Origin of the sequence: Actinacidiphila epipremni, from assembly GCF_012034175.1 — a bacterium.
GTDB classification, from domain to species: Bacteria; Actinomycetota; Actinomycetes; order Streptomycetales; family Streptomycetaceae; genus Actinacidiphila; species Actinacidiphila epipremni.
On the sequence record NZ_JAATEJ010000007.1, the window covers coordinates 164025 to 178166 of the forward strand.

Here is a 14142-nt window from a genome sequence, read left to right on the forward strand (position 1 = left end):
GGGCCGGCTCCCACTCCGGTCGGGGCCGCCCGTCCCCCGGCGGGCTTATTCGGCGGCCACCGGCGCGGGCGCGGCGGCGCCCCCGACCTGCGTGGTGCCGCGCGTCCTGACGACGCCGGCGCCGGCCACCAGACCCAGCGTAAGCGCCGTGACCAGCGCGAAGGACACCGTCAGCGACGTGGCACTGGCGATGCCGCCGATCGCCGCCGGCGCCACCAGCCCCGAGGTGTACGTGACGGTCGCGACACCGGCGATGGTCTGGCTGGGGTTGGAGCCGCTGCGGCCGGCGGCGGCGAAGCACAGCGGCACCACGACCGAGATGCCGATCCCGATGAGCGCGAACCCGGCGATCGCCGGCGCGGGGGAGTGCGCGAGCACCACCAGCAGCCCGCCCCCGGTCGCCACCACACCTCCGGTCCTGACCGCCGTGACCGCGCCGAGCCGGCGCACCGCGAGGTCGCCCATCAGCCGGGCGGCGGCCATCGTGCAGGAGAACGCGGTGTAGGCCAGCGCCGCTATCGCCGGCGAGGCGTGCGCGATGTCCCGCAGGAAGACCGCGCACCAGTCGGCGGTGCCGCCCTCGGCGAAGACCCCGCAGAAGCCGACCGCCCCGATCACCAGCGCCGAGCGCGGCGGCAGCGCGAACCGCGGCGGCGCCTCCTGGTCCTCGGCCGGGTGGATGTCGGGCACCTGCGAGCACAGCACGAGCGCGACCAGCACCAGCGCCCCGGCGACCGCCCCGAGGTGGATCCGCCCGTCGAGGCCGGCGTGCGCGGCCGGCACGCCGATCGCGGCGCCGACCAGGGTGCCCACGCTCCACATGCCGTGCAGCCCGGACATGATCGACTTGCCCTTGTGCTCCTCGACGGACACCCCGACGGCATTCATCACGACATCCGCCATGCCGGCGCTCGCGCCGAACGCCAGCAGCGCCAGGCACAGCCACGGCAGCCCCGGTACGAGCGGCGGCAGCGCGAGCACCGCGCACCACAGCGCGAGCAGCAGCCGCAGCGCGGTGCGCGAGCCCAGCCGGTGCATCAGCCGGCCCGCCAGCGGCATCATCAGCACCGAGCCGATCGCCGGGAACATCAGGGCGGCGCCCAACTCGCCCGCGCTCAGGCCCAGATGGTCCTTGATCCAGGGGATGCGGGTGGCGAACGTGCCGGCCACCGCGCCGTGCACGGCGAAGACCGTGGCGATGGCCAGGTGGAAGCGCCGGACCCTGGCCGGTGACCAGGGGGCGGCGTCGGAAGCGGGCGTCGTCATGGCGCGTAAACTATCAGGAAGCCTGCCTGAAAGTTAAGCCCCCGGCATCACCGACGGCGTCCGAACCCCGCCCGCCGGTCTGGAAGGATCGCCCGCATGACCGCCACCCGCCCGCAGCCCGGCCGGAACGCCTCGCCGCGTACGGCCAGGGCCATCAACGACCGGCTGGCCCTGCACCTGCTCCACCGGGAAGGCCCCCTGACCGCCGCCCAGCTCAAGGAGCTGACCGGCCTTTCCCGGCCCAGCGTCGCCGACCTCGTCGAGCGCCTCCAGGAGTCCGGGCTGATCGAGGTCGTCGGCGAGTCCGGCGCCGCCCGCCGCGGCCCCAACGCCCGGGTCTACGGCATCGTCGCCGGCCGCGCGTACGTCGCCGGGCTCGACGTACGCGTCGACAGCATCGGCGTGGAGATCGCCGACCTGCTCGGCACCACCCTGACCCGCGCCGGGCTCACCGTCCCCGACGGCGCCGACCCCGCCGCCACCATCGAGTCCGGCGTACGGCTGCTGCTCGACGCGGCCGGCGGCAAACCGCTGCACACCGTCGCCTGCGGCGCGCCCGGCCTGGTCGACCCCGGCACCGGACGGCTCGCCGCCACCGGCGAACTGCCCGCCTGGCACGCCGACCTCGTCGACGAGGTACGCCGCAGGACCGGTGTGCCGGTGCTGCTGGAGAACGAGGTCAACCTCGCCGCGGTCGCCGAGCAGCGGCTGCGCGGCGGCGCCCCCGACGAGACGTTCGTCCTGCTGTGGATCGGCGGCGGCGTCGGCGCCGCGCTCATGCTGGAGGGCCGGCTGCGCCGCGGCACCTCCGGCGGCGCCGGCGAGGTCGGCTTCCTGCCGGTCGCCGCCGGCGGCCGGCTGCCCACCGCCACCAACTGCGACGACGGCTTCCACGGCCTGGCCGGCAGCCACGCGGTGTGCGCCCTGGCCCGCGCCCACGGCATCCCCGCCGGCCCGCTCGCCGACGCCGCCGCGGCAGCCGACGCCGTACGCGCCGGCAGCCCGGCCTTCCTCGACGAGCTGGCCGGCCGGATCGCGGTGGGCGCCGCGGCGATCTGCGCCGTCCTCGACCCCGGCACCGTCGTGCTCGCCGGCGAGGTCGGCGCGGCCGGCGGCACCGACCTCGCCGAGCGGGTCGCCGGCCGCCTCGCGCTGCTGTCGCCGCTGCGCACCCGGGTGCTCGCCACCGCCGTGCCCTCCGGGCCGATCCTGCGCGGGGCCGTCATCACGGCGATGGACCGCGCCCAGGACGCTCTCTTCAGCCCGCAGCCCTGAATCCCGCCAACCGCCCCGAATTGGCCCCAACCGGCCCGAACCGGCACCCGCTCCGGCGCCCCGGGAGCCCGCCGCCGGAAAACCCCCTGGAGACACGCCCGGCAGGCGTGGCAAAATAGATCCCGTACCAGTGACGTTTGCGCACTCCGGGGTCGGTGTAATTCCGAACCGGCGGTTACAGTCCGCGACCCGGCCACCTCCAGTGGCCGGTTGACCAGGTGAAATTCCTGGACCGACGGTGAAAGTCCGGATGGGAGGCAGTGCGCGGCGGGCGTTCACGACGGTGCGCCGCCATGGCGGCGGGTCCCCCCGGACCTGCCGGCCGCAGTGCGAGGCGCCCCCGGCGTGCGTGTCCCGCTCGCCCCGGAGTCCGTGCCCGATGCGGCAGGAGGACCCGGTGGCCACCACCACGGAAACCGACGCGATGCGCCGAGCCATCGCGCTCTCCGCCCGCGCCCTCGGCGCGACCGCCCCCAACCCCGTCGTGGGCTGTGTGATCCTCGACACGGCCGGCGGGATCGCCGGCGAGGGCTGGCACCACACGGCCGGCGGCCCGCACGCCGAGGTGCACGCGCTGCGCGCGGCAGGACCGGCCGCCCGCGGCGGCACCGCCGTCGTCACCCTCGAACCCTGCAACCACACCGGCAGGACCGGCCCCTGCGCCCAGGCGCTCATCGAGGCCGGCGTCGCCCGCGTCGTGCACGCCGTGGCCGACCCCAGCCCGGCCGCCGCCGGCGGCGCCGCCACCCTGCGCGCCGCGGGCGTCGACGTCGAGAGCGGACTGCTGGCCGCCGAGGCCGAGGCCGTCAACATCGCCTGGCTGACCTCGGTACGCCGCGGGCGCCCGTACGTGCGCTGGAAGTACGCGGCCACCCTCGACGGGCGGATCGCCGCCGCCGACGGCACCAGCCGCTGGATCACCTCCGAGCACTCCCGCGCCGACGTGCACCGGCTGCGCGCCGAGGCCGACGCCGTCGTCGTCGGCTCCGGCACGCTGCGCGCCGACGACCCGCAGCTCGCCGTCCGCGGCATCCCCGGCGCCGTCCAGCCGCTGCGGGTGGTCGTCGACTCCCGGGCCCGTACCGCCCCCGGCGCGCGGGTCCTGGACGACGCGGCCCCGACGCTGGTCGCGGTCGGCAAGGACGCCGACACCTCCCACCTCACCGGCGTGGACACCGTCCGCCTCCCGGCCGCCGACGGCCGCCCGGGACTCGACGTCGCCGCGCTGCTCGCCGAACTGCACGCCCGCGGCGTCCGCTCCGTGCTGCTGGAGGGCGGACCGACGCTCGCCGGCGCGTTCGTCGCCGCCGGCGCCGTCGACACCGTCGTCGGCTACCTGGCCCCCGCGCTGCTCGGCGCCGGGCCAGGCGCCCTCGGCCCGGCAGGAATCAGCACCATCGCGCAGGCGTTGCGGCTCGACGTGACCGACGTCGCCCGCCTCGGGCCCGACCTGCGCGTCACCGCCGTCCCCGCTGCCCTACAGGAGAAGTGACGTGTTCACCGGAATCGTCGAAGAACTGGGTGAGATCACCGCGATCGAGGAGCAGTCGGACTCCGCCCGCTTCACCGTGCGCGGGCCCGTCGTGACCGAGGGAGCCGGGCACGGCGACTCGATCGCCGTCAACGGGGTGTGCCTGACCGTCGTGGAGCTCGGCGACGGCAGCTTCACCGCCGACGTCATGGACGAGACCCTCAAGCGCTCCAGCCTCGGCGCCCTGCGCCCGGGCTCCCGGGTCAACCTGGAGCGCCCCATGGCGCTCGGCGGGCGGCTCGGCGGGCACCTGGTCCAGGGCCATGTGGACGGCACCGGCACGGTGCTGGAGCGCGTCCCCGGCGAGCACTGGGAGATCGTGAAGATCTCGCTGCCCGCGGAACTGTCCCGCTACGTCGTCGGGAAGGGCTCCATCACGGTGGACGGCATCAGCCTGACCGTCGTGGATGCCGCCGCCGACCACTTCACCGTCAGCCTCATCCCCACCACGTTGGAGCTGACCACGCTGGGCCTGAAGCAGCCCGGCGACCCGGTCAACCTGGAGGTGGACGTCATCGCCAAGTACGTCGAGCGCATGCTCGGCGACCGGGCGGCCGTACCGGCACCCGGGGACCGGCGATGAGCGCCCTGCACTGGCTGGACAGCGAGGCGTTCACCGCCTTCGACCAGCACGTCATGTGGTCGGACATGATCGGCAACCTGCTGGGCCTGGCCGCGCTCGCGCTCGGCTGGCGGCGGGCGCTGCTGACCTGGCCGGTGCAGCTGCTGTCCGGCGTGGTCCTCGTCGCCGCCTTCTGGTCGGCCGACCTCGGCGGCGGCGTCGGCAAGCAGTTCGTGGTGATCACCGTCGCCGTATGGGGCTGGTACCGCTGGCGGCGCGGCCGGGCCGACGCCGGGCAGGTCGCCGTCCGCTTCGCCACCTGGCGCGAGCGCGCCGTCCTGGTGGCCGCCACCGGCGCCGGCACCGCCGCCGTCGCCGCGCTGTTCCTGGCCTACCCGTCGCTGTCGTGGAACCCCTGGCCGGACGCGTACATCTTCACCGGCACGCTCGCCGCGATGTACGCCCAGGCGCGCGGCTGGGTGGAGTTCTGGTTCGCCTGGCTCGCCGTCGACCTGGTCGGGGTGCCGCTGAACTTCCACAGCGGCCTGCCCTTCTCCGGCCTGGTCTACATCATCTACTTCGTCCTGGTCATCGCCGGGATGTACGCCTGGTGGCAGCAGACCCGCCGAGCCGCAGCGGCTCGCGCGGACCGGCAGCCGCAGGCCCAGCCAAGCACCTCCGTCGCGGAAGGAGTGACGGCATGAGCGCCGTGACCGCACTGCAGGACGACTGGTACGACGAGGCCGACCTCGGGCTGGACCCGGTCGAGCGGGCCATCGCCGACATCGCCGCCGGCCGCCCGGTCGTCGTGGTCGACGACGCGGACCGGGAGAACGAGGGGGACCTCGTCGTGGCCGCCGAGAAGATCACCCCGGAGATCGTGGCGTTCATGATGAGCGAGTGCCGCGGGCTGATCTGCGCGCCCATGGAGGCCCCCGACCTCGACCGGCTGGACCTGCCGCAGATGGTGGACGCCAACACCGAGTCGATGCGCACCGCCTTCACCGTCTCGGTCGACGCGGGCGCCGCGCACGGCGTGACCACCGGCATCTCCGCCGCCGACCGCGCCGCCACCATCCGCCTGCTGGCCGAACCGACCGCGCTCGCCGCCGACTTCGTACGCCCCGGGCACGTCTTCCCGCTGCGCGCCCGCAGCGGCGGGGTGCTGGTGCGGCCCGGCCACACCGAGGCCGGGGTGGACCTCGCCCGGCTCGCGGGGCTGCGGCCGGCCGCCGCGATCGTGGAGATCGCCCGCGAGGACGGCACCATGGCCCGGCTGCCCGACCTGGTCTCCTTCGCCCGCAAGCACGGCCTGGCCATCATCTCCATCGAGGACCTGATCGCCTACCGCCGCTCCGCGGAGCCCACCGTGCGCCGCGAGGCCGACACCACCCTGCCCACCGCGTACGGCGACTTCCGCGCGTACGGCTACCGCAGCACCGCCGACGGCGTCGAGCACATCGCGCTGGTCGCCGGCGACCTCGGCGACGGCACCGACGTCCTGGTCCGGGTGCACTCCGAATGCCTCACCGGCGACGTCTTCGGCTCGCAGCGCTGCGATTGCGGCCCGCAGTTGCAGGAGGCGCTGCGCCGGATCGCCGAGCGGGGCCGCGGCGTCGTGCTGTACCTGCGCGGCCACGAGGGCCGCGGCATCGGCCTGCTGTCGAAGCTGCGGGCCTACGAACTCCAGGAGCGGGGCCGCGACACCCTGGACGCCAACCTCGAACTCGGCCTGCCCGCCGACGCCCGCGACTACGGCGCCGCCGCGCAGATCCTCACCGACCTCGGGGTGCGCTCGCTGCGGCTGATCACCAACAACCCCGCCAAGACCGGCGCGCTGGTCCGGCACGGCCTGGACGTGCTGGGACGCGAGCCCATGCCGGTCGGGGCCGGGGAGCACAATCTGCGGTACCTGCGGACCAAGCGCGACCGGATGGGGCACGACCTGCCCTGGCTGGAGACCGTGGCCCGCCCCCGCACCGTCGACGCCGGAAACGGCACCGAGCACCGAGGAGAGATGTGAGCGGCAAGGGCGCCCCCGAGCTGACCGTCAAGAACTGCGGCGACCTGCGGGTGGCGGTGATCGCGGCCCAGTGGCACCAGCAGGTGATGGACGGCCTGGTGGACGGCGCGATCCGCGCCCTGCACGACCTCGGCATCGAGGAGCCGACCCTCCTGCGGGTCCCCGGCAGCTTCGAACTGCCGGTCGTCGCCAAGGCGATGGCCGGCCGCGGCTACGACGCGGTGGTCGCGCTCGGGGTCATCATCCGCGGCGGCACCCCGCACTTCGAGTACGTCTCGCAGGGCGTCACCGCCGGGCTCACCCAGGTCAGCGTGGACACCGGGGTGCCGGTCGGCTTCGGCGTGCTCACCTGCGACACCGAGGAGCAGGCGCTGGACCGCGCCGGACTGCCCGGGTCGAACGAGGACAAGGGCCATGAGGCGGTCACCGCCGCGGTCGCCACCGCCACCGTCATCCGTTCACTATCCGAGCCGTGGCGGTGAGCCCGGGGCGGTTCCCCGTAGGCTAGGGACCACCATGGCCAACAAGACATTCGAGCAGCTCTTCTCCGAGTTGCAGCACAAGGCCGCCACCGGCGACCCCGGCACGTCCCGCACCGCAGAACTGGTCGGCAAGGGCGTGCACGCGATCGGCAAGAAGGTGGTCGAGGAGGCCGCCGAGGTGTGGATGGCCGCCGAGTACGAGGGCGCCGCCGCCACCGCCGAGGAGATCTCCCAACTGCTCTACCACGTCCAGGTGATGATGGTCGCCCGCGGCATCTCGCTGGACGACGTCTACGCCCATCTGTGAGCCGTGCGGCCCGCGCGCCCCGCAAGGGGCACGGGCCGTACGGCCACGCCCGCTTCCGTGGCACCCCCTGGCACCAGCTCCCGCACGCATCCCGCACGCATCCCGTACGTATCTTGTACGCATCCCACACGAAGGAACCCCACCCCATGTTGCGCATCGCCGTCCCGAACAAGGGCTCACTGTCCGGACCCGCGGCGGCCATGCTCCATGAGGCCGGCTACCGGCAGCGCAAGGAGTCCAAGGAGCTGGTGCTCTTCGACAGCGCCAACGACGTGGAGTTCTTCTACCTGCGCCCGCGCGACATCGCCATCTACGTCGCCTCCGGCCGGCTCGACATCGGCATCACCGGGCGCGACCTGCTGCTGGACTCCGGCGCCAGCGCCGAGGAGATCCTCCAGCTCGGCTTCGCCCGCTCCACCTTCCGCTACGCCGCCCGCCCCGGCACCGCGAGCAGCGTCGCCGACCTCGGCGGGATGACGGTCGCCACCTCCTACGAGGGCGTCGTCGAGAAGCACCTGGCCGACAACGGCGTGGCCGCCACCGTCGTGCACCTCGACGGCGCCGTCGAGACCGCGATCCAGCTCGGCGTCGCCCAGGTCATCGCCGACGTCGTGGAGACCGGCACCTCGCTGCGCAACGCCGGCCTGGAGGCCTTCGGCGAGCCCATCATGGCCTCCGAGGCCGTCGTCGTCCGCCCGGTCGGCGCGCCCGCCGACGACCCCAAGGTGCAGAAGTTCCTGCGCCGCCTGCAGGGCGTCCTGGTCGCCCGGCGCTACGTGATGATGGACTACGACATCCGCGCCGAGCACGTCGAGCGGGCCGTCGCCCTCACCCCCGGCCTGGAGTCGCCGACTGTCTCCCCGCTGCACCACGAGGGCTGGGTCGCGGTCCGCGCCATGGTCCCCACCGACGACGCACAGCGGATCATGGACGAGCTGTACGACCTGGGCGCCCGCGCTATCCTCACCACCGGCATCCACGCCGCCCGGCTGTGAACGCCACCGGCGGCGAGCGCGCCGACCGGGACCGGGCCCGCGCCGAGGCAGCCGCCCGGCTGCCGGTCACCTTCCGGCCGCTGCTCACCCGTGTGGTACTGCTCACGGTCGGCATACTGCTGCTCGGCACGTTCCTGGTCCTCGCGGTGCTGATGCCCGAGGAGGGCGCCTCCCCGTGGAGCACCGGCGACCGGGTGGGGGTGGCCGTCCTCGGCGTGCTCGCCCTGGCCGTACTGGTGCTGCTCAGCCGCCCCAAGGCCGTCGCCGACCGCGGCGGCCTCACGGTGGTCAACGTCGTCGTCCGGCGGCGGCTGGCCTGGGCCGAAGTGCTCGGCGTCCGGCTGCGGCCCGGCGACGCCTGGGTCCACCTGGACCTCGCCGACGGCACCACGCTGGCCGTCATGGGCATCCAGCCCGGCATCGCCCGCCGGCAGGCCCTGCACGACGCCCGGCTGCTGCGCGAGCTGGTGACCGCCCTCGGCGAGGCGCCCGAGCGCCCCGGGCGGGGCGGTGACCAGGCCGGCCCCGGCTGACCGCCCGCCCGGCCCGTACGCCACCGTCGCGGCCCGCCGTCCTTCGCGGTCGGCGGGCCGCCTACTACTCTGGATCCGGGGCCTGCCCGCGCGGCACGCCCGCAGACCCGACCGCCCGACCGAGGAGTGACACCCACACCCCGATGGACGCACCGTCCGGTAGTACCAGCGCCGCCCCTTCCTCCGGAGAACCGGGAGCGGCGGCCTCATGAGCACGTCCCTGCTGCTGCTCGCAGCCGCATCCGTCCTGGTGATCGCCAACGGCTTCTTCGTCGCCGCCGAGTTCGGCCTGGTGACGGTGGAGCGCCCGGCCGCCGAGCGCGCCGCGGCCGAGGGCGACCGCCGCGCCGCCGGCGTGGTGGCCGCGCTGCGCAAGCTCTCCTTCCAGCTGTCCGGCACCCAGCTCGGCATCACCATCACCTCGCTGGTGGTCGGCATGCTCGCCGAGCCCGCGCTCGCCGACCTGCTGACCGGCCCGATCCGCGGCGCCGGCATACCGGGCGGCGCCGCCCCCGGTATCGCCGTCGTGGCCGGCATGATGGCCGCGTCCGCGGTGCAGATGGTCATCGGCGAGCTCGTCCCGAAGAACTGGGCGGTCTCCCGGCCGCTCGCCGTCGCCCGGATGGTCGCCGGACCGCAGCGCGCGTTCTCCCGCGCCTTCCGGCCGGTGATCGAACTGCTCAACGGCGCCGCCAACCGCCTGGTGCGGATGCTCGGCGTGGAGCCCGCCGACGAGCTGGCCTCCGCCCGCACCCCCACCGAGCTGGTCTCGCTCGCCCGGCACTCCGCACGCGCCGGCGCCCTGGAGCAGGACACCGCCGACCTGTTCGTGCGCACCCTGTCGCTCGCCGACCTCACCGCGGAGAACGTCATGACCCCGCGGGTGCGGGTCAGCGCCCTGGAGGACACCGCGACCGCCGCGGACGTCCTCAACCTCACCCGGGCCACCGGCCTGTCCCGCTTCCCGGTCTACCGCGACCGGCTGGACGACATCGTCGGCATGGTCCACCTCAAGGACGCCCTCGCCGTCCCCGCCGAGCGGCGCGACCGCACCGCGGTCGCCCGGATCGCCGTCGTCCCGCTGCTCGTCCCCGAGACGCTGGCCGCCCAGCCGCTGCTGGAGCTGCTGCGCAGCCAGCAGCCGATCGCCGTCGTCGTCGACGAGTACGGCGGCACCGCCGGGGTCGTCACGCTGGAGGACATCGTCGAGGAGCTGGTCGGCGAGGTCCGCGACGAGCACGACGCCATCGACCTGCCCGAACTCGCCCAGGTGCCCGCCGAGGACGGCAACCCCGCGTGGGACGCCGACGGCGGCTGCCGGGTCGACGAGCTGGCCCGGATAGGGCTGGAGGCGCCCGAGGGCCCGTACGAGACCGTCGCGGGCCTGGTCGCCGACCTGCTCGGGCGGATCCCCGAGGTCGGCGACACCGCCGAGCTGCCCGGCTGGCGGCTGCGGGTCGCCGAGGTCGGGCACCACCGCGCCGAGCGGGTCAGGATCGTCCGCACCGCCCCGGCCGGCGGCGGCGACGCCACCGGCGGCGGCAGCGGCGGCACGGACGCCGCCGGCGGGACGCGGGAGGGCGGCCGATGAGCGCGCTCATGCTGCTGGTCGCGCTGCTGCTGGTGCTCGGCAACGGCTTCTTCGTCGGCGCCGAGTTCGCCCTGGTCTCGGTGCGCCGCAGCCAGATCGAACCGCTCGCCGCCACCCAGCGGGCCGCCCGTACCGTGCTGTACGGCCTGGAGCACCTGCCGCAGATGATGGCCGCCGCGCAGTTCGGCGTGACCGTCTGCTCGCTGACCCTCGGCGCGGTCGCCGAGCCGACCGTGGCGCACCTGCTGGAGCCGGTGTTCACCGCGGTGCACGTGCCCGAGGACCTGGTGCACCCGATCGGGTACGTGCTGGCGCTGGCGCTGGTGGTCTTCCTGCACCTGGTGATCGGCGAGCTGGTGCCGAAGAACCTGGCCATGGCCGACCCGGAGCGGACCGCGCTGCGGCTCAGCCCCGGCCTGGTCGGCTTCGCCCGGATCTGCCGGCCGGTCATCGTGGTGCTCGGCACCGGCGCCCGGCTGATCCTGCGGGCCTTCCGCGTCGAGCCCAAGGACGAGGTCGACGCGGTCTTCACCAGCGCCGAGCTGACCGTGCTCGTCGAGGACGCCCGGCGGGCCGGGCTGCTGGACTCCGACGAGCAGGAGCGCCTTGAGGACGCCCTGGAGCTGGGCACCCGCCCGGTCACCGAGGTGCTGCTCACCCCGGACCAGCTCATCACGCTCGGCCCGTCCGTGACCGCCCGGCAGGTCGAGGAGCTGACGGTACGCACCGGCTACTCGCGCTTCCCGGTCGCCGCCGACTCCGACGCCGGGCCCGGGTTCCTGGGCTATCTGCACGTCAAGGACGTGCTGGACCTGGAGGACCAGGACCGCCCGGTGCCGCGCCGGCTGTGGCGGCCGATCATCACCCTGCGGGCCGACCTGCCGCTGGACGACGCGCTGACCTCCATGCGGCGGGCCGCCTCGCACCTCGCGGCGGTCGCCGACGGCGGCGGGCGGGTGCTGGGGCTGGTCGCGCTGGAGGACGTGCTGGAGATGCTGGTCGGCGAGGTCACCGACCCCTCCCACCGCTCCCACCGCACCGAGCCCGGCGAGCTGGTCCGCGCCGCCGTCGCCGCCGACCGGCACCGGCCGCTGACACCCGGCCGCTGAGCCGTCCCCGCCGCCCGGCCCGGGCTACTCCACCGGGTCGGGCGGCGGGACGCCAGGGCCGCGGCCCGACAGCACCTCGCCGTACGCCTGCATCAGGTCCGGCAGCCGCAGCGTCGCCAGCTCCTCGCGGGTGGGCGTCGCCCGGTACTCCGACAGCCGCAGATCCCGGTAGGCGCAGCTCTTCTCGTACAGGGTGCGCAGCAGCCGGCCGTTGCCCAGCTCGTCGATCCAGCCCTGCTCGACGACATGCGTGCTGATCGCCCGCAGCTCCTCCAGCGCCTCGTCGTCCCAGTGGTCGCCGTTCTCCGCGGCCAGCACCTGGCCGATCCGGGTCAGCTCGGCGGGGCGGTAGCTGGGGAAGTCCACCCGGGTGGTGAAGCGCGAGCCCAGGCCGGGGTTGGCGGCCAGCAGTCGGTCCATGCCCTCGGGGTAGCCGGCGAGGATCACCACCAGCCGGTCGCGGTTGTCCTCGGCCCGCTTGAGCAGCACCTGGAGGGCCTCGTCGCCGTACGCGTCGCCCTTGCTGTAGCCGGAGTTGGACAGCGCGTACGCCTCGTCGACGAACAGCACCCCGCCGAGCGCGGAGTCGATCAGCTCATTGGCCTTCACCGCGGTCTGGCCCAGGAACTCGCCGACCAGGTCCGAGCGCTGGGCCTCCACCAGGTGGTCGCCGCCCAGCAGGCCGAGGGCGTAGAAGACCCGGCCGAGTATCCGGGCCACCGTGGTCTTGCCGGTGCCGGACGGGCCGGAGAAGACGAAGTGCCGTTTGGGCGGCTGCACCGGCAGGCCCTGCCCGGCGCGCAGCCGGGCCATCCGCAGCTGCGCCGACAGCGCCTTGACCTGGCGCTTGACCGGCTCCAGGCCCACCATCCGGTCCAGCTCGGCGAGCGCCTGGGCCAGCAGCGCCGGGTCGGAGCCGCCGAGCGGCAGGGTCTGCGCGGGGGCGGCTGCCGCGGCGGTGGCGGCCAGCGGGGCGGCGGCCCGGTCGCGTATGTCGTCCTCCAGCGGGCCGGGCGGGGCCAGCAGCGCCTCGTCCGGGTCGGGGCCGCCGGGCGGGCGGCCGTCGCCGGGGTCGGCGTAGAGCGCGGCGTCCAGGTCGGCGGCGCCCTCGGGCACGGCCTGGCCGCCGGCCAGCGACACCGCGGTGGCCAGGCCCGCGCCCTCGTCGAGGCCGTCGTCGGTCTCGTGTATGGCGGCCAGCCGCGCGGCGGTGTCCATGAACGCCGGGTCCACCCGGTGCACCGCCCGGTAGAGCGGTACGGCGGCGGCGGTGCGGCCGGTGCCCTCGTAGGCCCGGGCGAGCCAGTAGCGCAGCTCCTTGCGCTGCGGCTGCTCGCTGCGGCAGCGCATGAGCGCCGCGGCCAGCAGCGGCTCGGCCTGCCCGCACATCTCCAGCCGCACCCGGGCCATCCCGCCGAACAGGCCCGCCTCGATGCCCAGCAGCGGGTCGCCGAGCAGCGGCTCGGTGTGCCGGACCAGGTGCTCCCAGTCCTTGACGAGGTAGGCGCGGCAGGCGTGCAGGAAGCGCACCTGCGGGTCGGTGTCGACCGGCGGGCAGTCGGCGAGCGCCCGGTCCAGCTCGGCGACATGGCGGCCGTCCAGCCAGTGCGAGGCGTGCGCGAGCAGCAGGTCGCGGCCGGTCTCCAGCACCGGCTGCACCCACCAGCCCAGCCAGTACCAGGAGTTCAGGGTGCGGCGGTGCGCGGCGCGCTGCTCGCCGAAGCGGTCGCGGTGCCGGTACATCTGGAGCAGCGCCGTCGCGGTGTCGGCGCGCAGCGCGTGCAGCCCGAGCCAGGCGTCGGCCATCCCGGGGTCCAGCCGGACGGCCGTGCGGAACTCCTCCTCGGCCTGCACGTACGCCCCCACGGTGTACGCGTCGATGCCGCGCAGCCACGCGAGATCGGCAGGGGTGCCCGCGCGGTCGGTGCCGAAGTCCATGTGGTCCCCACCCTCGTCCCCCGTGCCCCTCGCCGACACCTCCCGTCGCCAACCGGTAGGCGGCATACGGGAGTTGAAGCAGGTGGTGACACCCCACGACACCACCGGCAACCCTTTGGCATCGTACCCGCGAAGCGTTCACCGCCGTAGAGCGCGTAGCCTCTGCGAGGTTGCTCGCCGGGGGGCCGAGGCGCGCCCGCCCCCGGGCGCCCCCGCCCCGGGGCGCACCGTCGGCCTCGCGCCGTCGCGCGGCGGTCGCGCGGGGACCCGTCCGCCGCTGGCCTCTGCGCTGTCGCGCGGGTTCATCCGCCGGGGCTGCGCCCCGGGCGCCCGCTCGGACGCCGCGCCTTTGTGGGCCGGGGCTGCGCCCCGGGCGCCGGCCGGGGTTTGTCACCGGGCTGCGGGCTGGGGGTGCGTCTTCGCGGGGTGGCTGCCCGTGCATTCGGCGCCCGCCGCTGTGCTTTCGCGCGGTGGCCACCCGCGGGTCTGTGTGCCGGGGTTGCGCCCCCGGCGTCCGTGCGGGCGCCGTG

General features: G+C 75.1%; 13 protein-coding genes and 1 riboswitch. Of the genes, 11 read left to right on the forward strand and 2 right to left on the reverse strand.

The genetic code is table 11. The features are described from left to right. Positions 1 to 45: 45 nt before the first annotated feature. Complete coding sequence (locus HCN08_RS12170) at positions 46 to 1266, reverse strand: MFS transporter (RefSeq protein WP_167983011.1); 1221 nt, start codon at positions 1264 to 1266, stop codon at positions 46 to 48. Between the two features lie 96 nt (positions 1267 to 1362). On the opposite strand from HCN08_RS12170, the gene HCN08_RS12175 reads away from it, so the two are divergent. From HCN08_RS12175 to HCN08_RS12225, 11 genes are all read left to right on the forward strand, one after another. Next, complete coding sequence (locus HCN08_RS12175; RefSeq protein WP_167983012.1) at positions 1363 to 2541, forward strand: ROK family transcriptional regulator; 1179 nt, start codon at positions 1363 to 1365, stop codon at positions 2539 to 2541. 137 nt (positions 2542 to 2678) lie between these two features. Beyond that, a riboswitch (FMN riboswitch) is annotated at positions 2679 to 2809 on the forward strand. 156 nt (positions 2810 to 2965) lie between these two features. Further along, positions 2966 to 4033, forward strand: coding sequence for a bifunctional diaminohydroxyphosphoribosylaminopyrimidine deaminase/5-amino-6-(5-phosphoribosylamino)uracil reductase RibD (gene ribD / locus HCN08_RS12180; RefSeq protein ID WP_240970032.1), 1068 nt, complete (start codon positions 2966 to 2968; stop codon positions 4031 to 4033). Position 4034: 1 nt separating this feature from the next. Next, on the forward strand, positions 4035 to 4655 hold the full coding sequence (locus HCN08_RS12185) for a riboflavin synthase (protein WP_167983014.1): 621 nt from the start codon (positions 4035 to 4037) through the stop codon (positions 4653 to 4655). Then, positions 4652 to 5338: a nicotinamide mononucleotide transporter family protein gene (locus HCN08_RS12190; protein WP_167983015.1), complete on the forward strand. Its 687-nt coding sequence runs from the start codon at positions 4652 to 4654 to the stop codon at positions 5336 to 5338. The genes HCN08_RS12185 and HCN08_RS12190 overlap by 4 nt, the downstream gene beginning before the upstream one ends. After that, positions 5335 to 6657 (forward strand): bifunctional 3,4-dihydroxy-2-butanone-4-phosphate synthase/GTP cyclohydrolase II, encoded by a 1323-nt coding sequence (locus tag HCN08_RS12195; protein ID WP_167983016.1) that lies wholly within the window; start codon positions 5335 to 5337, stop codon positions 6655 to 6657. Before HCN08_RS12190 ends, HCN08_RS12195 begins: the two co-directional genes overlap by 4 nt. After that, complete coding sequence (ribH, locus tag HCN08_RS12200) at positions 6654 to 7139, forward strand: 6,7-dimethyl-8-ribityllumazine synthase (protein WP_167983017.1); 486 nt, start codon at positions 6654 to 6656, stop codon at positions 7137 to 7139. The genes HCN08_RS12195 and ribH overlap by 4 nt, the downstream gene beginning before the upstream one ends. A 34-nt stretch (positions 7140 to 7173) precedes the next feature. After that, on the forward strand, positions 7174 to 7446 hold the full coding sequence (locus tag HCN08_RS12205; protein WP_167983018.1) for a phosphoribosyl-ATP diphosphatase: 273 nt from the start codon (positions 7174 to 7176) through the stop codon (positions 7444 to 7446). Between the two features lie 146 nt (positions 7447 to 7592). After that, entirely contained in the window at positions 7593 to 8441 is an 849-nt protein-coding gene (gene hisG / locus HCN08_RS12210) for an ATP phosphoribosyltransferase (protein WP_167983019.1), read from the forward strand. Further along, the gene (locus HCN08_RS12215; RefSeq protein ID WP_407648742.1) at positions 8438 to 8974 is read left to right on the forward strand and encodes a PH domain-containing protein; all 537 of its coding nucleotides are present in this window, start codon (positions 8438 to 8440) and stop codon (positions 8972 to 8974) included. Before hisG ends, HCN08_RS12215 begins: the two co-directional genes overlap by 4 nt. A 208-nt stretch (positions 8975 to 9182) precedes the next feature. Then, positions 9183 to 10565 (forward strand): hemolysin family protein, encoded by a 1383-nt coding sequence (locus HCN08_RS12220; protein WP_167983020.1) that lies wholly within the window; start codon positions 9183 to 9185, stop codon positions 10563 to 10565. Then, positions 10562 to 11674: a hemolysin family protein gene (locus tag HCN08_RS12225; protein ID WP_167983021.1), complete on the forward strand. Its 1113-nt coding sequence runs from the start codon at positions 10562 to 10564 to the stop codon at positions 11672 to 11674. The genes HCN08_RS12220 and HCN08_RS12225 overlap by 4 nt, the downstream gene beginning before the upstream one ends. 24 nt (positions 11675 to 11698) lie before the next feature. On the opposite strand, the gene HCN08_RS12230 is transcribed toward HCN08_RS12225, so the two are convergent. Then, positions 11699 to 13612, reverse strand: coding sequence for an AAA family ATPase (locus HCN08_RS12230; RefSeq protein WP_167983022.1), 1914 nt, complete (start codon positions 13610 to 13612; stop codon positions 11699 to 11701). Between the last annotated feature and the right edge of the window lie 530 nt (positions 13613 to 14142).